The sequence below is a fragment of the Reticulibacter mediterranei genome (assembly GCF_016587455.1).
The window spans coordinates 774,279-794,188 of sequence record NZ_BNJK01000001.1; the positions used below are offsets into that span (position 1 = coordinate 774,279).

Genomic DNA, 19,910 nt, shown 5'->3' on the forward strand with positions numbered 1-19,910 from the left:
GCTCTTATGAACGTTAGCGGATTGCTCATATCAAAGCACAAGGCCAGGGGGTAGTTCAATGCATCAGGTCACAAAAAATACACTAGAAAACAATAATCAGGTGATTTCACGGATGTACTTTTTCATGCCTTCAGCTATACTTAACCAGAAAACATCAGTGGTAGCGGAGAACTAGGAAATAGGCATAGTGCTCGTAAGTACTCATCATCCACTGCGAAAGGATCTCCTGTATGCGTGTGCTTCATTGGCTCAAGTCCTTGAGGTGCCTCTTTGCCCTCTATCATGACTGGGAGCGGATCGTCACTGATGATACACTCATTCATCGATGTAGACGGTGCGGAAAAATGGAGGAAAGAAAGCTGTAAGCAATGCTTTAAATATTCTCTTTTGAGAAAGGTCGCAAAATCTCTCAGAAAACACTATACTAATTAAGAGACGGTTTTTCCAAATACTCGTTTCTCATACTCACAGGAGCGATCCCCTTTTCCACCATCTTCCTGATCCTCTTGGAGCTAATGAGGAATGAACAGAGAGCAGAGAAGAGATATTAATGAATATAGGCAGTCACCATCACCACATTACCATACAGTTGTGCTGGCAACAGCTCTCCTCCGTCCTGGAAAAGGTACTCGCCACCCAGACGGGGGCCATCCAGCGAGCCGCACAGGTATGCGCAGACTGCATTGAGCGTGAGGGAGTCATTCATACCTTTGGTTCAGGGCATTCACGTGCCTTCGCCGCCGAATTGGTTCACCGAGCCGGGGGATTAGCGCCAGTTAACCGCATAGATCTTGAAGATCTGGCACTCTACGGCACCTGGACATTGGAGCGTGCCCGCGCGCTGGAATGTGAGCGCGACCAGGAGGCTGGCAAAGCACTACTCGACTGCCACCAGATCGAACCGCAAGATGTCTTTTTCATCGCCTCGCAATCGGGGGTCAACGCCGCCATTGTCGAATACGCCCTCCAGGTAAAAAAGCGGAAACACCTGCTCATCGCCCTCACCTCTCTGGAGCATACGCAGCGCACGCCTTCGCGCCATCCTCTGGGCCACAAGGTCTACAAACTTGCTGATATTGTCATCGATACCTGCACTGCCCATGGGGATACACTGCTGGGACTGCCTACAGGAGAGCAGATCAGTTCAGCTTCATCGCTCAGTGGCGTTTTGATCGCCCAGTTGCTGACTACAGAAATAGCTCGCATTCTGCTTGCGCGTGGGAAAGAGGTTCCCGCCTTTGTCTCGGACAACATTCAAGGAGGAATCGAGCGCAACCTGTTGCTCCAACAGCGCTACGAAAAGCGTGTGCGCTACAAAGGCTAGCCGCTTCTCTCTCACAATCCTTCGGTCATAGGGGCAGTTGTCTCATGATCTCACTGGCCTTATTATCCCTCTTCTTCCGGCAAGAGTTCGTCAAAAAGCAAATATCCATAAGTGAGGACACAATAGACGTAGATGCCGCTCCCCCGTATCTTCCCACGAATTCTATCAATGTGTTTATCCAGCATGATCCGTACTTTCTCATCAAGCGCACAGTTATAGACGGTTCGGACCAGGTCAGTGTAGGTAATAGGCACGCCGTACTGCAAAGAACAGAGAAGATGGTATTCAGTTGGAGTGAGTGTAACTGTCCTATCGCCGATAACTATCGTGCGCCTCTTTGCATTCCACCGAATACCGATTACACTCACGGAGTGCTTCTGAGGTCGAGACTGAGCTACATCTTCATAAGAGACGATCATGAGCGTAGTATCTCCTTTTTGGCTGAAAGTATACGTATCGACACCCATTTGTTTAGCAGCCTGCTATCTCCACTTGATCTACAAAACCTTTTTCAGAGACAAGCATAACCCAGTCTACGTCTCATAGAGAAGCGCAAACAGATGACACATAAATGACAAATTCATAACATATATGACATTTGTGATAATGTTCTTTCCGGCAAGGAACCGCCCTTTTTGGACCAGAAACATTCCCAATAAACTAAGAGGACCAATACTTCTGAAGTTCTCCTTCTTTGAAATAGTAATACTGATTGAGATAAATTATAAAATATGCATTAGCAAAAACATATTACACTTATCATAGATAAGCATCAGTTCATAGAGACGATATTTGCAAAATAGATATATCTTATATATTTATGCGGCTATTAACCAAATCTTACATTACAAAAATTTAAAATATTCATTGAAGAGCTATCTCTATTGTATTTTTAAGAAAAAGCAATTATATTTATATAAACATTAGCAACAGACATACAATATAAGCAATTCCATATATATGGAATACCGATTGCCTTAGAGAGTAAGGGGTCATCAGTTTGCTTCCTACAGTATGTCTATACGAGTATCATTAATTTTCCAAGAGAGGCGATATTGATAGACCCTGTAGTAACAGCCTGAACTGAATATCTGGAAGGATTAGCTTAACTGAATATACTGGGAAACCAGAAATATCTTGGATTGATCTTCGTACCTCCAGTTCCTGATAACAATGATCAGGCATAGTGCTTCATTAGGGGGAAGTGAAATGCGGCTCTGTTTTATTGTTGAGAAGAAGTATAAAAATGAAACGATGCCAATGGCTGTCGTAGATCAGTTACGTACATGGAGACATAATGTTGACCTATTGGAGCCACAGACGGCTATCACCAACTTATGCCATTTCACGGAGCAGGACTACGATGCCTTTATTCTGAAAACAGTCTCCGATGGTCCGGGATTGAGCCTCCTGGAAGCTGCTGAAGCGATAGGGATTCCCACAATTAATAGTTCACGCGCGATTCGCCTGGTACGGGACAAAACCATTGCGATAGCCCTGGCACATGCACATGATATCCCAACTCCACAGACCTACTTTGTAGCAGATCCACACCTGTTACAGCAAGTGCCGCAAGCGGCCTATCCATTAGTCATCAAAGCCTCCAATGGGAGTTGCGGACGTGATATTTATCTTGTCAAGAATCCAGCAGAATTGGCAACACTACGCCTGGTAAAAGCTCATAACCGTTTTTTTCTCGCACAGCGTTATATAAAAAATGTTGGTTTTGACATCAAAATCTATGTGATAGGTGATGAAGTCTTTTCTGTCGTCCAGGGGTCTCCATTACACCCAGAAATGCGGGTGGAAAAACAATGCATCCCAACAACTGCTGAACAACATGAGCTGGCGCTACGCATAGGATCTATCTTTGGTCTGGATATTTATGGTCTAGACATAATTGAGACTTCTCATGGGCTATTTGTGGTAGATATCAACGATTTTCCGAGCTTTGGGCATGTATCAGCAGCGATCCCACGGATTGCAAACCACATATTGCACGTTGCCCAGAAAATGAAACGTCAGCATACGCCCATATCTCTTTTTAGACAAGATAACCATCAATTGACGCAACACAACACCAGAGCCCTGGAAATGCTTTCATCACCAGGGCAACGCTTCAGTCAGAATTCTTCAGGTTTCGTCAAGAAAGTATGGAGGAGCTACTAATGGTTGGCTTCCTGTATCGCAATCTGAAAGGACATCGTCTCATCATTCTGATTGCGACGATGATGACATGCCTTCAAGTGATGGCGGATCTTCTCGCCCCATTTCCACTCAAATTTATCATCGATAAGGTCAAAGATAACGTGGATCCTTCTCTAACATATCCATTCCTGGGCAACATACTCGATTTTTTCGATACATTGGATACCACCCACCGTTTGATGACAGTTCCACCTGGAAAACACAGTACGTTTGGCATCATTCTGTTTGCAACAGCTATGCTGCTGATCTTTAACCAGATAAGTGCGCTACTTACCTACCTTCAGATGTCTATCGCCACCATTGTGGGACAGAATCTGACGTTGAGCTTACGTCGCCAACTCTTCGGGCATTTACAACTTTTGCCGCTTGGATGGCATAGCCGGCAGAAAAAAGGTGATCTCGTCCAGCGGGTGGTAGGAGATATCACCAACATTGAAAAATTGGTCACTGATGGCCTGATCGATCTATTAGCGGGTATTCTCACTGTCCTGGGTGTCAGTGTGATCATGTTGCTTATCGACTGGCGCTTTACCATGTTGGCTATCCTGCTCATCCCAGCGCTCTTTCTCCTCATACTCAAATACACCTTCAGTATCAAACAAGCGACCAAAAAGGCGTCCTGGGCGACCGGCCAAGTTGCTCACATCGCATCAGAGAATATTGGAGCCATTACAGAAGTGAAAGCATTCACGATGGAACAGAGTGAAGCGAAGCGCTTCGCGATCCATACAGAGAAGAACAGGGAGGTTGCCCTGCGCGCAGGTATCCTCCAGGCCCAGTTTACTCCTCTCGTCGCCATCATGGTTGCTCTAGGGACGACCTTTATCATCGGTATAGGAGCATATGTTGCAGCTATCAGTGATTTTGTCTTCTGGTTTCTTACTATTGAACAAGGACGCCTCACCATTGGCACGCTGGTGGTTTTTCTCACATACTTGAAAATGCTCTACCAGCCAATGCGCAATCTCTCGAAGCTTGCCAGTCTGGCAACCCTGGCAGCATCCGGGACAGAACGCTTACAGGAGGTACTCAACCAGACTCCCGAAGTGGACAAGCATTTTGAAGTTCAGAAGAAACCCGTGCATTTGCGTGGGCATATTACCTATGAGAATGTCTTCTTTGGGTATACAAAGGATCAAACCGTGTTGAAAGGAATTCATCTCCATATTCCAGCTGGCCGAAAAATAGCACTCGTTGGGCTCTCCGGCAGTGGCAAAACGACATTAGTCAATCTACTATTACGCTTCTATGAAGTTCAGCACGGCTGCATCAAAATCGACAGTGTGAATATCAAGGAGTTTGCACTCACTTCTCTACGTCAGAATGTGAGCTTGATGTCGCAGGACTCTGTACTTTTTGAGGGGACGCTTCGCAACAATATCGAGATTGGACAACCAGACGCAAGCCTGGATCAAATCATCAACGCCGCCAAAAAAGCGCGCATTCATGATTTCATTATGAGTATGCCACTAGGCTATGATACGCCCGTTTACGAGCAGGGCAAGAACTTCTCCTGTGGGCAGCGCCAACGAATCGTAATTGCGCGTGCAATTTTGCGCGATGCCCCTATCCTGATTCTGGATGAACCCACAGCGAACCTAGATGTGGAAACCGAAGCGGAGGTCATGCATGCACTGAGTATATTGATGGCAAACCGGACGGTACTTATAGTTTCTCATCGCCTCAATATTCTCGGTTCTATGGACGAGATTCTTGTCCTTCGGGAAGGAAAAATCGCTGAACGGGGTACATTGAATGAATTGCGACAGAAAAACGGAATATTCGCGTGTATGCTTGCTGAAAAGAACCGATATAATTCAAATAGCAACCAATGTTAAAGTGACAAAAACAGCTATACAAACTAAACTTAGAGCAGGGACCAGAACCTGAACGAATAGCAAAAGGAATAGTGAAGATATCTCTAATTCAAGCCCTGAAGGTCTATGTATCAATAGACGCCCAGAGAATTCGGGATACCTCATGCTTACATGAACAGCGATCAGCTCGTTTTCCAGACACGCACGGTCCCATCGTTACTAGCAGAGGCGATCAACGATTGTTGAGGCGACCACGCAATCTCATTTATCTCAAGCGTATGCTCACTATATGTGAATACCCTATCGCCACTCGCAGATAACCATACCTGAGCTGTTTTGTCCGAACTCCCAGAAGCAATATACTTCCCATCCGGCGACCACGCCACTGTATTCACTCCCTGACTATGGCCCCGATAAACAAGCACCTGCTGACCGGTGATCGCATCCCACACCTGCACAGTCATATCAACAAAGCCTCCACTCGATGCAATGTACTTCCCATCTGGCGACCACGCCACCGCTCTGAGAAAATCACTGTGTTGATAGGTCATTTTCTGCTGTCCAGTCCTTGCCATCCAGACACGCACAACTTTGTCACTTCCAGCTGAAGCAATGCGCTCCCCATCCGGCGACCACGCTACAGCATAAACAGGAAAGGTGTGCTCTTTATAGGTATACACGGTATCCCCAGAGGCGGCATCCCACACCTGCACAACCTTATCATCTCCCGCCGAGGCTATATATCTGCCGTCTGGCGACCACGCCACCGCACGTATCTCCTTCGTATGTTTGTGGTAGGTCACGATGCTGCTCCTGCTAGCAACATCCCACACCTGCACAGTGTGATCATCACCAGATCCCAGGAAGCTGCCGCTCGCTGAAACAAAGTGCTTTCCATCCGGCGACCACGCCAACGCGTTCACTGAGGGAGAATGAATATGATAACGCACAACATTCTGCCCGCTGGTCGCATCCCACATCTGTACCGCATCGTCGAGAGCACCACCTGATGCAATACGTCGTCCATCTGGCGACCATACCGCTGCATGCACTCCAGCCTGATATCCGCGATAGAGTACACGTGTGCTATTCATGATTGCTTTGGGCGCGGGCACTACCACCGGACTGCGCGAGAGCACTAACCAGCTAACAGCACTCCCCATACCAGCTCCCACTATTCCCCCCAACAGACCCACGAGCAGCGTACGCCGCGAGGGATGCTTCTGCCCTGCCTGCTCCTGGCTACCAACCATAAGTGAGGGTGTCTCCGGTGAAATAGTCGCTGTCGGGGTCTGTAATGAAGCAGTTGCTTGAGCACTCTCCTCAGAGTTTGCAGAGCGCGACGACGGCGTTGGTGAAAAGGAGCTTGCGGCGAGGCGTTGTGCTCGTTGTTCATTGTTGAGCTTACTAACTGCTGAGGGGTGGTCAGCAACCATTTCCAGATCATCTGACTCCTCAAAAGCATCCACAAGCAATCCGAGTTCCTGTGCATTCTTCTCAAAGAGTGTACAGAGTTTCTGCCGATAATAGGGCTGAGGAACCCGTTCTCCTCGTTCCCAGCGTCCCACAGTTGCGACATCAACCTCAACCTTCGCAGCAACATAATCACGTGACCAGCCGCGCCGTTCTCGTTCTCGACGTAATAGAGAAAGCATTGCTCGCCTCTTATCCACTAAATATCTCTTTAACGATATCCCTGCTTGCTCTCAGGATATAACTCACACAACGCCAGGGTTTTGTGTAGCCCTTATGGGAAGGTAGCTACAAGCAGGGAAGACATGCACTGAAATAGAGAAAGCTGGATGGAAGCCTATAGGCGTCATAAAAATGGTAACAAAATAATGAGTCTATGTCAATCATATTGACTTTTCAGTCGGAACTTTTGTTTTAAAACAAAAGTCCCTAAAAAAGAGGAAATAAGATAGAGGATACCATTGGAGCAACTGGGGCAGCAAAAATTTTTGTTGTATACTATTCTTGTTATAGGATCTGCCGTCTTTCTATAACAATGTTCCGACACAACCTCTTTGGTAGCGCTCTAAATGGGGTTTTTAGCGCTGCCTCTACAATCGCTGTAGCAACTGATTTACAGGGATGTTACATTCCCAGGCAAAGGAGCTGTCAATGCTACGAGTATTTACTGTATCACGATCACTGTTTCTGAAACGTCTCCTCTCCACTCTCGCGGCCCTGCTGCTATTTCTCCTACTTTTTCCAGCCCAGGTCGGCGCTCAGACCTCTTCCTCAAATCAAAGCGCATCGCCTCATCAACCGATTGCGACCAGCACTACTTATAGCAATCCCATCATCGCTCAAACATTGCCCGATCCAGCGATTATCAAAGGGCTTGATGGCTATTATTATGTGATTGCCACTTCAGATCGCTGGGAAGATGGCTCGTTTCACCTCCTGCCCACCTATCGCTCCACCGATCTCATTCACTGGCAGTTTGTACACGATGCCTTCACTGCTCGCCCCGATTGGGTTGATCCCAATGCAGGTCTGTGGGCACCGGACCTCCAATATTTCAATCATAAGTATTATATGTATTACACTGCCTCGTCAACTTTAGCGCTGCCAAAGTATAATGCACCTGCCGGGAACAGCGCTATCGGGGTAGCCGTTGCGGATAGCCCCGCTGGTCCCTGGCAGGATATGGGTGATTCGGCAGGTGGCAGTTTCCAGCATGGACCGATTGTGCCACCTCGCTCCTGCGTCTACAACACCGACCCCAACTGCTATTATTGGACCATCGATCCTGCCGTCTTCACCGACCAAGATGGCCAGCACTATATGTACTATGGCAGCTTCTATGGCGGCACAGTCGTCCAAAAGTTGTCCGCTGACGGCCTGCATGTGACTGGATCGACCTATCAGATTGGACATTGGGATCACTATGAGGGCACGTATATCATTCGCCACGATGTAAACGGCAAAGCGTATTACTATAACTTCTCTTCTGCGGCAAACTGCTGCAATGGTCCTGAGACGGCCTACAGTGTGGAGGTCAGCCGAGCAACGTCACCACTCGGACCATTTCTCGACCAGAACGGTTTCCCGATGATCACAGCGACCGGAAAACCCGTGCCAACGCAACGCCCTTCCGATGATCCCGCAGGCGATAATGTCGGTGCCCAGGGTGGAGGCTATCCAACGCTCAAACCAAACGGCAATAAATGGCGAGGCGTGGGCCATAACGCCGTCATTACCGATCTCGCCGGCCAGGATTGGATTCTCTATCACGGCATCGATGCCAACAACGGCTGGGTAAATGGCTCCAACATCTCTTTCCGCCAGTTGTTGCTGGACCGCATCGATTGGACGACGGACGGCTGGCCGATTGTCAACGACGGCAAAGGTCCATCGCTCACCAATGTTGCTCCTATCATGACCCCCATCTTCGGCGATACCTTTAACACAAACACAGCGAATGCTTGTTCCGCCTCTGGCAATGGCGACGATCTACAGGCGAACTGGCATGTAGTGAGTGGCAAATGGCAGGTTAACGCCGGGAACTGTGCCACCGGTGGTTTTGTCGAGCAAACGGCACTGAGCGGACAAAGTCTGGTAGTGTCTCAAAAGACGATCGCATCGGGATCTCGGGTTGCGTTCGATCTGCATCTGGAAAAAGCTGGCTCAAATGGGCGCTACGGTGGCGCAGTCTCTTACAGCACAGATGGGTCGTTTGTGGCCGTCTTGATCGATCCTGCGCAACATAAACTGGTAACGATTCCCTACCAGCATGGTCAGGCAACCGGGGGCGAGCAGGCAACCGCACTACCCACCGGCTTTGATCCCTCCGATTGGAATCACCTCACTATTGACGAGAATACCAGCGCACCAGGCCATTTCCGGATCGCGCTTTCCAACGGCCAGCGCGATCCTCTGGCTGTACAGGACCGGACCTTGCCAGCATCTTTTCGCCTCTCTGATGGGAGCGTTGGCTTTATCACACAGAACGCGCAGGCCGCTTTCGACAATGTGGAGAGCGCACTCCTGAACCATCATGTCGCCCCTGCGCAGACGACACCACCTTCGGGAGCGTTGCTACCAGCATTCTCCGATGAATTCAACAGTTCGCTGGGCAAGCAATGGTCATGGGTACACGAAGATACGACTCGCCATAAACTGGCAAACGGGCAGCTCTCGATCACCATCAACGGCGACCTCTACCGCGACAGCAACAGCGCCACAAATCTGTTGCTAGAGAGTCCGCCAACCAGCGATTATATGCTGGAGACGAAGATGATCTTCGATCCCAACACTAATTATCAGCAAGCAGGTCTGCTCGTTTATAGCGATGACGACCACTATATCAAAGTTGGAGCGACCCATCATGAATCGTTGAATAAGATCATCTCCGGTCATGAAACACTGGAGCCTGTGGCGGGCAACCAGACGGCCTGCGATGTGAAGCCTGCATCAGGCAGCAATATAGCCATCACAACGTATACTGCCAAACAGTGCCCGCTTGAGGGTGAGAGTTGGGATTACTTCTCGAATCTACACCCAACGCAGAATGGAAATACCGCCACTCAGCCAACCGTCACAGATTGGCTGCGCATCTACCGTCATGGCAACATCTACACTCCCTATAGCAGTGTGGATGGGGTCCATTGGATCAGGGGCACAGCATGGGATCTCGCCGCCGCCTCGTCAGCCTTTCCAGTGAAGATCGGCCTGTTCGCGTTCTCCAGCGGCTCAGCCAACACGATCCCCGCCAACTTCGATTATGTGCATGTATATAGTCAGCCTTAGCTGATCTCTGCATAAAATCCTGGAAGGACATGATAGAGCACCTTCCAATTGATCTCTATAGCGAATAGAGCTTGAACGTCATAAAGATTAATTGGAAGGTGCTCTATCATGTCCTTCTTTCTTGTGAAAATTTTTTGCAAGTTTTTCACCGCATCTTGTGCAAGATACTTTCATTCTCTATACTATTTTCATAGCAATGATCATTATTTTCACTGACAGGATAGAAGCAATGCGTGTTAAACTGCGCGATGTTGCGACCCGTGCCAATGTTTCGGTTGCCACCGTCTCGCGCGTGCTGAATAATTATCCAAACGTTGATAATGCTACGCGCCATCAGGTGCTTCAAGTTCTCAATGAACTCGGTTATCCCATGATGGAGGCTCGCCCTCAGAGCGCTCCTGCTGATATCCGTACAATCATTGTGGCTACTGATGGCCTTCCTGATAGTAAGCAAACAGAGAATGAGGAGGTGCATACACCCGCGAATTTCATCCATGTAATTATTAATGGCATTGAACTGGTGGCACGTCGTTCTGGTATACGTATGAGCATCCTGCGTACTCACATGGCAGATCCATCACCGGAAGACCTCACTCATTTTACAGAAGGAGATGGGGTCATTATCATTGGCGGTGTGATTTCGCCAGCACTGATCACAGCGTTAGAAGAAGCTCATATCCCCTTTGTGCAGGCAGCTGCCCATGCAGGCAAACACGAGATTAATTGCGTGCTGGGCGACTATTTGCAGGGTGCTACCGAGGCGATCACCACTCTGGCAGGGCTGGGGCATCATCACATCGCCATGATTAACGGCCCATCTACCACAACAACCAGCATAGATAAACTGTCTGGTTATAAACTTGGCCTCTGTGAAGCAGGTCTGGCCTTTGATCCAAATCTAGTCGTACCAGCCCGTTATTTTGATGCGCAGGATGGCTATCAAGCGACGCAAACGTTAATCCAGTGTACAAGGAACATTACCGCCATTCTCTATGCTAGTGATTCGTTAGCAATAGGAGGCATCCGGGCACTCTCCGAAGCCGGGCTTGAGGTTCCAGCCAACGTCTCAGTTGTCGGTTTCTACAACGAACCTATCGCTCAGTTTACTATTCCATCGCTTTCCAGCATTCACGTTAACTGGCAGCGCATAGGCACGATTGCCGCACAACGCTTGCTAACTCTTTTAGAGCCGGAACAATCAGATGAGGAACGCCTGCGCATTGTGCTGCCGATGCACGTTGTCCTTCGCGATTCTATCGGCCCTGCATCTCATCATGAAAATCAGGCATAAAGCATACATATCATTTTCTCTATCCTGAACAACGATGTAATCGGGTAGACTACTGTACAACCGCAAGACTGCTCGTGTGGAACAATGATAATCCATTGAAGGATAACCACTCGCAATTGCTGTGATGTGGAACCAATCAACGTCGAGAAATATTTGTTTTGAGAGTATCTGAAAGGAGTCTAAGATGACACCTGCATCCCCCTCAATCAGCCGCCGAACGTTTTTGCAGGGAATCGCAGCAACCTCTGCCACCGCTACTCTGCTCGCTGCCTGTGGAACCGGCCCCATCAAGAGCGGCTCTGGTCCCGTCACTCTCAACTTCTGGGGCGGCGTCCCCGCCGAGAGTGGCCCCACAGATCTCATCGAGGCTTTCCAGAAGAAATATCCCACAATCAAGGTCAAGTACACGCGCTTCGTCAACGATAATACTGGCAACGTAAAACTGGATACTGCTCTTGAAGGTGGCACGCCAATCGACCTCTTCATGTCCTACGAAATCGGTCGTATGGTCAAGCGTATCGACTCCGGCGCGGCCCTGGATCTTGGCTCGTTTATCGATGCCGATAATGAAACGAAACAGTGGGTCACAACACAATCTCAGGCTATTTATCAGTATAAAGGGAAATACTGGGGTCTGCCGATCGCACAGGGACCAACCTATATTTTTGTCAATAAAAACATGGTCGAAGCCGCCGGTATCACGTTGCCTGAGCAGTGGACGATTAACGAGTTTCGTGAGATCACCAAGAAACTTTCACAAAAGGGCGTCTATGGCACCTACGATACACCTGATCTGGCGTACGCAGCGCTTGGCCCGAACGATGTGTATAAAGGCGGAGGCAAAGCCTCGAACTTTGATCATCCCATGTTCCGTGAAAGCTTCAAATTACATCGCGACATGATCGTCGAGAAGAGCGCCTTCCCCTGGACCGAAGTACTGGCCCAAAACCTGCGCGTCTACAGCCAGAGCATCTTCCTCAAAGGTCAGGTCGCAATGGCCAGTTCCAGCGACTTCTGGCATCGCTACATCACCGATACCAAAAGCTATCCTCATGACTTCGTGACAACCTTCATGCCGCTCCCGAAACCAGATGGCATTGACAATCCCTATACGCCCGGCGGCCTGAACAACTGGATACAAATTAACGCCCAGACGCGCAACAAAGAAGCTGCCTGGACGTTCCTGCGCTACAGTCTAGGCGAGGGCGCGAAGTACATGATTCGCAGCGGTCGCAACCCTGCGTTCCCCGGCACCAGTGCCGACGATGTGGTCAATAACCTGCTCGGCTCCAATAAAGAGAAGCTCTATGATGTCGAAGCATATAAGCGCGTGGTCCTCAGCAACCATATGCGCCTCGCCAACCCAACGATCACTGCTGCCGCTGCTCAGATCACACAAATTCAGCAAGCGCAAACTGACCGCTATTTCATTGGCGAGGTCTCGCTGGATCAATGTATTCAAACAATCAAGCAGCAGAGCGATGATGCCATTCAAAAAGCAGGAGCTTGAGCATGCGTACATTAGAGAATAGGCGGCCGCGCCAACAAATACACAACCTGGCTGATAAGCTCCCTCAGCACTCAAGAGGTACAGCACAACGTGGATCGCGCCGCTCCGGTGAACCGCCTGCATGGGTGGGCTATGCGTTTATCGCGCCTAATTTCATTGGCTTTCTGCTCTTTACATTAGTGCCACTGCTATTTGCATTGCTGGTCGCCTTTACAAAATGGGATGTCGTCTCTGGCATTGAAGGAATCCAATGGGTCGGACTGCAAAACTTCGTGACGCTGTTTCAGGATAAGGACTTCTGGGAAAGTGCGCGCATCACGTTCTTCTATGCGGGAGCAAGTGTGCCGCTGACTACGGTTGGCGGCCTGTTGCTGGCCCTGGCGCTCAACGGTCCCATTGCCGGACGTGCCGTTCTGCGTGCTATTTTCTTCATCCCCTTTATCGCCAACACCGTTGCCATCGCAACCACCTGGATTCTGCTCTATCACCCGACCTACGGCCCAATTGATATTGCTCTGAGAGCGCTGCATATCGCCAATCCTCCGCTCTGGCTGGTCTCGTCGCAATGGGCGCTACCAGCGTTGATCTTGATGGCGGTCTGGGGTGGCGTTGGCTACGCTTCAATTATCTACCTGGCAGCTTTACAGGATGTGCCACAAGAACTGCACGAAGCGGCAGCTCTTGATGGGGCAAATGCTTGGACGCGCCTGCGTGTGATTACACTACCATTTATCAGCCCTGCCACCTTCTTTTTGCTGGTCACTGGCTTTATCGGTGCATCCCAAAACTTCGGCATGATTAACCTGATGACACAGGGTGGCCCCGGACGCTCAACGACGGTGTTGTCCTACTACATCTATCTGAGCGGATTTCAGTTCTATCGCTTTGGATACGCGGCAGCTATGGCCTGGGTGATGTTTGTGGTGGTACTCCTGCTGACATTGTTACTGTGGCGATTTCAGCGACACTCTGTATTCTACAGTTGAGGAAGAAAGGGGAAGAAGAGAGCTATGGCAATGCCTCTTTTACAGCGGCGGCAACGTTCCACGCCTCCTTACTGGAACATGCATCGACGCAAACGCGCCACCTGGACCGCTGTATCCGTTGTCTTATGGATGATAGCGATCCTGTTTATCCTGCCCTTTGTCTGGATGCTGGTTTCGTCGCTCAAGCGCGAGATCGATGTCTTCAGCCTACCTGTACGTTGGATACCTGATCCGCTTGTCTGGCAGAACTATCTGACAGTCTGGACCGGTGTCCATCCTTTGACGCTCTATGTTGGCAATTCCATCATCGTTGCCGTGTGTCGCGTACTGGGAGAGCTTTTTACAGCCTCGCTCGCCGCCTACGGTTTTGCGCGTCTGCGTTTCCCAGGACGTAATGCCCTTTTCCTGGTCTATCTCAGCACACTGATCATTCCTGCACAGTTGCTCCTGGTGCCGCGTTTCATCCTGTTCCAGGAACTCGGCATCTATGATACGCTGCTGGCCCTGATTCTGCCGGGCATCTTTACGGCGCTTGGCACCTTCCTCCTGCGCCAGTTCTTTCTGACGATCCCACAGGAACTCAGCGATGCCGCCAGGATCGATGGAGCCAACGATTGGCAAATCTACTGGCGCATCATCTTACCGCTGGCAAAACCTGCTCTGGCTTCACTGGCTATTCTAGCCTTTGTCTGGAGCTGGAACGATTACGAAACACCCCTGGTCATGCTGACCTCTGAGCATAATTTTACTATTCCACTGGGCCTGACAAATTATATGGACGATAGCGGCGGCTTCAGCGCCTCGCTAATTATGGCTGGCGCAGTCTCGTCCGTACTGCCGGTGATCGCCTTCTTCCTGGTGATGCAGCGCCAGTTCATTCAGGCATTAGCTCGCTCTGGTTTGAAAGGATAAGGAGTCTATCATGACAATGAAGCACGAAGCACCAGTCGAACGCCGCGATTTTCCAATGCAGCGCCTCGATGCTGATCTGACGATTGTTGGCGGCGGGATGTCTGGTGTATGTTGTGCAATCACAGCTGCCCGCGCGGGAGCAAAGGTTGTCCTGCTTCAGGATCGCCCCGTACTGGGTGGCAATGGATCAAGCGAAGTGCGTCTGTGGGTGCTGGGAGCGACCTCCCATATGAACAGCAACAATCGCTGGGCGCGAGAGGGCGGTGTCATCGACGAACTGCTCGTTGAAAATATGTACCGCAACCCGGAGGGCAACCCGCTGATCTTCGATACGGTGCTGCTGGAAAAGGTCATCGAGGAGTCAAATATTACTTTGCTGCTTAACACAGCAGTCTTTGAGGCGAACAAAGGTCAGGACGACCTCATTTCCTCTGTCCGCGCATTTTGCAGTCAGAATGCGACGATGTACGAGGTCCATGCGCCGCTTTTCTGCGATGCCTCCGGTGATGGAACGCTGGCATTCCTGGCCGGAGCAGCATTCCGCATGGGTGCCGAGTCACGCGAAGAGTTCGGGGAAGAGTTCGCTCCCACTGAGGAGTATGGGAGCCTGCTGGGTCACTCGCTCTACTTCTACAGCAAGGATGTAGGCAGGCCAGTACGCTTTGTTCCACCATCCTACGCGCTTGATGATATCACACAAATTCCACGCTTCCGCAGCTTCAACAGCAAAGAGTACGGGTGTCGCCTGTGGTGGATTGAGTATGGCGGTCGCCTGGACACAGTGCATGATACCGAACGGATCAAGTGGGAATTGTGGAAGGTGGTCTATGGAGTCTGGAATCACATTAAAAATTCAGGCGAATTCCCCGAGGCCGAAACGCTGACGCTAGAGTGGGTCGGTCAGATTCCAGGCAAACGTGAGAGCCGCCGTTTTGAGGGGCCATATATGTTGACCCAGCAGGATATCATCGAGCAGCGTCGGCATGATGATGATGTGGCCTTTGGTGGCTGGTCCATCGACCTGCATCCAGCAGATGGCGTCTTCAGCGAGCACCCCGGCTGCAATCAATGGCACAGTCGCGGCATCTACGGCATTCCCTATCGCTGCCTCTATAGCCGCAACGTTCCAAATCTGTTCCTGGCAGGACGCATTATCAGCGCCTCACACGTCGCCTTTGGCTCGTCGCGCGTTATGGCAACCTGTGCGCACGGCGCGCAGGCAGTGGGAATGGCTGCGGCCCTTTGCGCACAGCAGCATCTTCTTCCAGCAGACTTGGGTGCGCCAGAACAGATGCAGCACTTACAGCGGGAACTGCTAAAGCGCGGACAACATATTCCGAGGCAGTGTCTAGATGATCCTGATGACCTCGCCAACCTTGCCAGCATCAGTGCTTCCAGTCAATTGCACCTGTCTGCTCTGCCCCCCGATGGCCCTATGCTACCGCTTACCCAATCCTGGGCGCAACTGCTTCCGGTTGATAAGGGAGTAGTCCCAACCGTCTCTTTCACGGTTGATGTGGCAGCTCCCACCACGTTACGCCTTGAGTTGCGTACCAGCAATCGGCCTGATAATCATACGCCAGATGTAGTACTGGACACGCTCGATCTACGTCTGGTTACAGGTCAGCAACAACACATTACAGCTCGCTTTCAAGCGCAGATCGATGAACCGCGCTATGTCTTCTATTGCCTGATACACAATGAGCACGTTGCAGTTCGCACCAGTGAACTGCGCGTCACCGGCCTGTTATCGGTCGTTCATCGCCGTAGTCAGGTGCCACCCGAAGATATTGGCGTGGAGGGATTCGAGTTCTGGGTGCCGCAGCGCCGTCCTGACGGTCGCAACTTTGCGATCACCATTAGTCCGCCTATTCGTCTGTTTACCTCTGAAAACGTCTACAATGGCGTGGATCGTCCCACGGCCGGACCCAATGCCTGGGTTGCCGCTGTGAATGATCCTCAGCCCACACTCACACTCAACTGGCAGGAGCCACAAACCATTGCACGCCTCGATCTGGCCTTTGATACCGATTTCGATCACGCAATGGAATCGGTCTTGATGGGCCATCCTGAGTACACTATTCCTTTCTGCGTCAGCCATTACCGCGTGTGTAATGCTGCCGAACAAATGGTTGCTGAGGAACACGATAATTATCAAACGCACAATACGCTGCATTTTGATCCCCCTATCGTGACTGATCGCCTCTCCATACACGCTCTCGCCACTCATGGGGCCGCACCTCCTGCGATTTTTGGCGTGCGCTGTTACGGGGCTGAATAAATTGAAATAAACGGGTAGAGCTGTTGCTCTTTCCATAGATCTGCCTACGGAAGGAACAACAGCTCTGCTGCTCTGGGATGAATGAATCACTCCTACACCTTGTGATCCCTCGACAAGCTACAAAAGCCACAATTACCCTTGCTCATACATATTTGCAATGTGATGCACAAGTGGTAGAATCAGGTATAGGGGAAAAATTGGCGGCAATGATACAGAGGAGAAATAGTGTTATGCATTCCTTTGAGCACGTGATTCATTGCCTTGATCAGTCTATTCGCCAATTCATGCAGACAACACCCATCGGTGGGCTGATGGTGGCACTGACAGATCGGCATCACCTGCTGCATACAGCACAGTATGGATATGCTGACATCGCAGCACAAGTGCCAGTGACCGCAGAGACACGCTTTGAAATTTGCTCCATTACAAAAACTTTCACCAGCCTGGCAGTGATGCAACAATATGAGGCTGGAACGCTCGATATCCACGCTCCGATCACCTCATACTTACCCTGGTTTCAGGTCCACAGCACCTATGAAGAGCCGATCACAGCACACCACTTGATGAGCCACACGGCTGGTCTTGTTGCTGGCTCCGAGCGAAGCCTGGGATCACGGCATGCGATCTGGCTGTTGCGCGAAACAGAGCTTGCCTCCGCTCCTGGAACGGCGTTTCATTATTCGGATGTAGGCTATGAAACGCTGGGAGCACTGTTGGAGACCGTGCTTGGGCAACGTTTTCCCGCTATTTTACAGCGACAGATTCTCGATCCACTTGATATGCGTTCCTCATTCCCTTCCAATACCTACGAAAGTCGCAACGTCCTGGCTCTTGGATATCACTCCTTCTATGATGATCGTCCCTCTCATCGCTCCTATCCGCTGGTGCCTGCGCCCTGGTTTGAGTACGAGAGTCCAGCTGGCTGCATTCTGTCAACAGCAACAGACATGGCCGCCTACCTGCGCATGTACCTCAATCGGGGTCAAGGTCCGCATGGTCGTTTGTTCTCGGAAAAGAGTTTCGACCTCATGACTCAGGTAATTGCTCCAGGCACCTTCGGGCAGATTGGTTATGGCCTGTTTACTCAGAAGGTTGACGGTCATCTGTATATCAACCATCCTGGGGGCATGCTGGGCTATGAATCCATGATGCTGGGGAATCTGGATGAAGGGGTGGGAATTGTGATCTTGCTGTCGGGGAAATGCTGGCCCTGGCCCTGGCAACTGGCGCACTATGCCCTCTCGTTGCTACGTGCTACCAACCAGGAACAAGAGGGAGCAGTCATGACCGCTCCCGATGAGCCAAAAAAGATTGCCAATGCAGGAGACTACACAGGAACATTCACAGGAAGCAATGGAGTTCTCACCTTCATTGCCGAAAACGATCAAGTCATCCTGTTGTATCAAGGAAACAATGTTATCCTCGAAGAACGGTGGCCCGACACCTTCTTCATTCCCCATCCAGACTTTGCGTCCTTTTTTGGTCACTTTGAGCGAGCTAATGGTCAGATAGTGGAATTTGAGCATGGTGCCAGTTGGTGGACTCATAAGCGCTACACAGGACCATACACCTTTGTCTCTCCTCCCGAATGGAACGCCTATCCTGGTCACTATATGTCTGAGAGTCCGTGGACGGGCCATGTTCGGATCATCCTACGCAAAGGGCACCTGTATCTTGTTGAGTCTGAAGGATATGAGCGAGAACTTGTTCATTTGGGTGAGAAATACTTCGGTTACAAGCGCAACAGAGCATCAACCGCTCTGCCAGAACGCGTTCGCTTTGATGCCATCATTGATGGACAAGCCTGGTGCCTTACTTTAGCCGGGAACGACTCGTTCATTCGCGTGCGAACCCCCTAAGCGATAGAAAATCCTCCTTCTACTCATGTTTTGAAAGGAAAACTGTTGGCGACCATCTCATAAAGCGAAGAGATCACCCCTGCTTTATGAGATGGTCGCCAACAGAATCACAGGTCGCATACATATTTATGCATCAAGCCGCACTTACACACCATGTGCTTCTTCGCTGAGATCTCTGAATTTGTCCCATTCAGCCAGACGTTTGTCGTACTCAGCATGGATGGCATCATGTGCGCCTTTGCCCAGGAAGAAACGCAGTGGAGGCAGCTCCATATCGACCAGTTTCAGCATGACTGGTCCGGTAGCAGCTGGATCACCACGAAGAGCTGCACCTCTGCGAGTACGATTGGCCTCTCGTACATGTTCGTAAGCGGGTAGTTCCCGGGCAAACCTGGCGGAAGGGCCAGCCCAGTCCGTTGCATAACCAATCGGCTCGACCAGGGTTACTTTGATGCCCAGAGGCTGCACTTCCAGATTGAGAGCCTGGCTCAACCCTTCAAGCCCCCATTTGCTTGCGTGATACATACCGATATTGGCGAAAGCATTGACGCCCCCAATACTTGAAACCTGGATGATGTGTCCACTCCCCTGCTCACGCAAGTATGGAAGCGCAGCTTGAGTCACCCATAATGCTCCGAACAGGTTCGTCTCTAACTGCTCCCGTGCCTCCTGCTCACTGACCTCTTCTACAGCACCAAACTGCCCATAACCAGCATTATTGATAATGACATCCAGACGACCGAAGTAATCATGCGCCTGCTTTACCGTCCTCTCGACAGCTGCTTTTTCGGTCACATCCAGAGTCAGCGTCAGAATGTTCTCACCGTATTTTTCGTTAAGATCTTGCAGACTCTCAACGTGACGCGCCGTCGCCGCAACTTTATCGCCACGTTGGAGAGCTGCCTCCGCCCAGACACGTCCAAAGCCCTTCGAGGTTCCTGTAATAAACCATATTTTTGTCATA

The 19,910-nt window shown here is 50.4% G+C and carries 13 protein-coding genes; 10 read left to right on the forward strand and 3 right to left on the reverse strand.

What is annotated here, in order from left to right; all coding sequences use genetic code 11:
• The first annotated feature begins 550 nt into the window (after positions 1-550).
• Entirely contained in the window at positions 551-1,324 is a 774-nt protein-coding gene (locus K3T83_RS03545; RefSeq protein ID WP_220201598.1) for a sugar isomerase domain-containing protein, read from the forward strand.
• A gap of 62 nt (positions 1,325-1,386) precedes the next feature.
• Here the strand turns inward: K3T83_RS03545 and K3T83_RS03550 are convergent, their stop codons facing one another.
• Complete coding sequence (locus K3T83_RS03550) at positions 1,387-1,743, reverse strand: helix-turn-helix domain-containing protein (protein ID WP_220201599.1); 357 nt, start codon at positions 1,741-1,743, stop codon at positions 1,387-1,389.
• Positions 1,744-2,533: 790 nt separating this feature from the next.
• Here K3T83_RS03550 and K3T83_RS03555 point away from each other — a divergent pair.
• Positions 2,534-3,493, forward strand: a complete 960-nt coding sequence (locus K3T83_RS03555; protein ID WP_220201600.1) for an ATP-grasp domain-containing protein — start codon at positions 2,534-2,536, stop codon at positions 3,491-3,493.
• Positions 3,493-5,370 carry an ABC transporter ATP-binding protein gene (locus tag K3T83_RS03560; RefSeq protein ID WP_220201601.1) on the forward strand — a complete coding sequence of 626 codons (1,878 nt, stop codon included), beginning with the start codon at positions 3,493-3,495 and terminating at the stop codon, positions 5,368-5,370. The genes K3T83_RS03555 and K3T83_RS03560 overlap by 1 nt, the downstream gene beginning before the upstream one ends.
• A gap of 161 nt (positions 5,371-5,531) precedes the next feature.
• Here the strand turns inward: K3T83_RS03560 and K3T83_RS03565 are convergent, their stop codons facing one another.
• Complete coding sequence (locus tag K3T83_RS03565; RefSeq protein WP_220201602.1) at positions 5,532-7,022, reverse strand: WD40 domain-containing protein; 1,491 nt, start codon at positions 7,020-7,022, stop codon at positions 5,532-5,534.
• Between the two features lie 451 nt (positions 7,023-7,473).
• Between K3T83_RS03565 and K3T83_RS03570 the strand changes: the two genes are divergently transcribed.
• From K3T83_RS03570 to K3T83_RS03600, 7 genes are all read left to right on the forward strand, one after another.
• A complete protein-coding gene (locus K3T83_RS03570; RefSeq protein ID WP_220201603.1) occupies positions 7,474-10,107 on the forward strand; it encodes a family 43 glycosylhydrolase in 2,634 nt (877 codons plus the stop codon).
• A 229-nt stretch (positions 10,108-10,336) separates the two neighbouring features.
• Entirely contained in the window at positions 10,337-11,398 is a 1,062-nt protein-coding gene (locus tag K3T83_RS03575; RefSeq protein WP_220201604.1) for a LacI family DNA-binding transcriptional regulator, read from the forward strand.
• 184 nt (positions 11,399-11,582) lie between these two features.
• Complete coding sequence (locus tag K3T83_RS03580; RefSeq protein WP_220201605.1) at positions 11,583-12,908, forward strand: ABC transporter substrate-binding protein; 1,326 nt, start codon at positions 11,583-11,585, stop codon at positions 12,906-12,908.
• A gap of 2 nt (positions 12,909-12,910) precedes the next feature.
• Complete coding sequence (locus K3T83_RS03585) at positions 12,911-13,894, forward strand: carbohydrate ABC transporter permease (protein ID WP_220201606.1); 984 nt, start codon at positions 12,911-12,913, stop codon at positions 13,892-13,894.
• A 24-nt stretch (positions 13,895-13,918) separates the two neighbouring features.
• Positions 13,919-14,806 carry a carbohydrate ABC transporter permease gene (locus K3T83_RS03590; protein WP_220201607.1) on the forward strand — a complete coding sequence of 296 codons (888 nt, stop codon included), beginning with the start codon at positions 13,919-13,921 and terminating at the stop codon, positions 14,804-14,806.
• A 16-nt stretch (positions 14,807-14,822) separates the two neighbouring features.
• A complete protein-coding gene (locus K3T83_RS03595) occupies positions 14,823-17,087 on the forward strand; it encodes an FAD-dependent oxidoreductase (RefSeq protein ID WP_373324578.1) in 2,265 nt (754 codons plus the stop codon).
• A 230-nt stretch (positions 17,088-17,317) separates the two neighbouring features.
• Entirely contained in the window at positions 17,318-18,946 is a 1,629-nt protein-coding gene (locus K3T83_RS03600) for a serine hydrolase domain-containing protein (protein ID WP_220201609.1), read from the forward strand.
• 144 nt (positions 18,947-19,090) lie between these two features.
• Here K3T83_RS03600 and K3T83_RS03605 read toward each other — a convergent pair whose 3' ends face one another.
• On the reverse strand, positions 19,091-19,909 hold the full coding sequence (locus K3T83_RS03605) for an SDR family oxidoreductase (RefSeq protein ID WP_220201610.1): 819 nt from the start codon (positions 19,907-19,909) through the stop codon (positions 19,091-19,093).
• Position 19,910 lies beyond the last annotated feature (1 nt).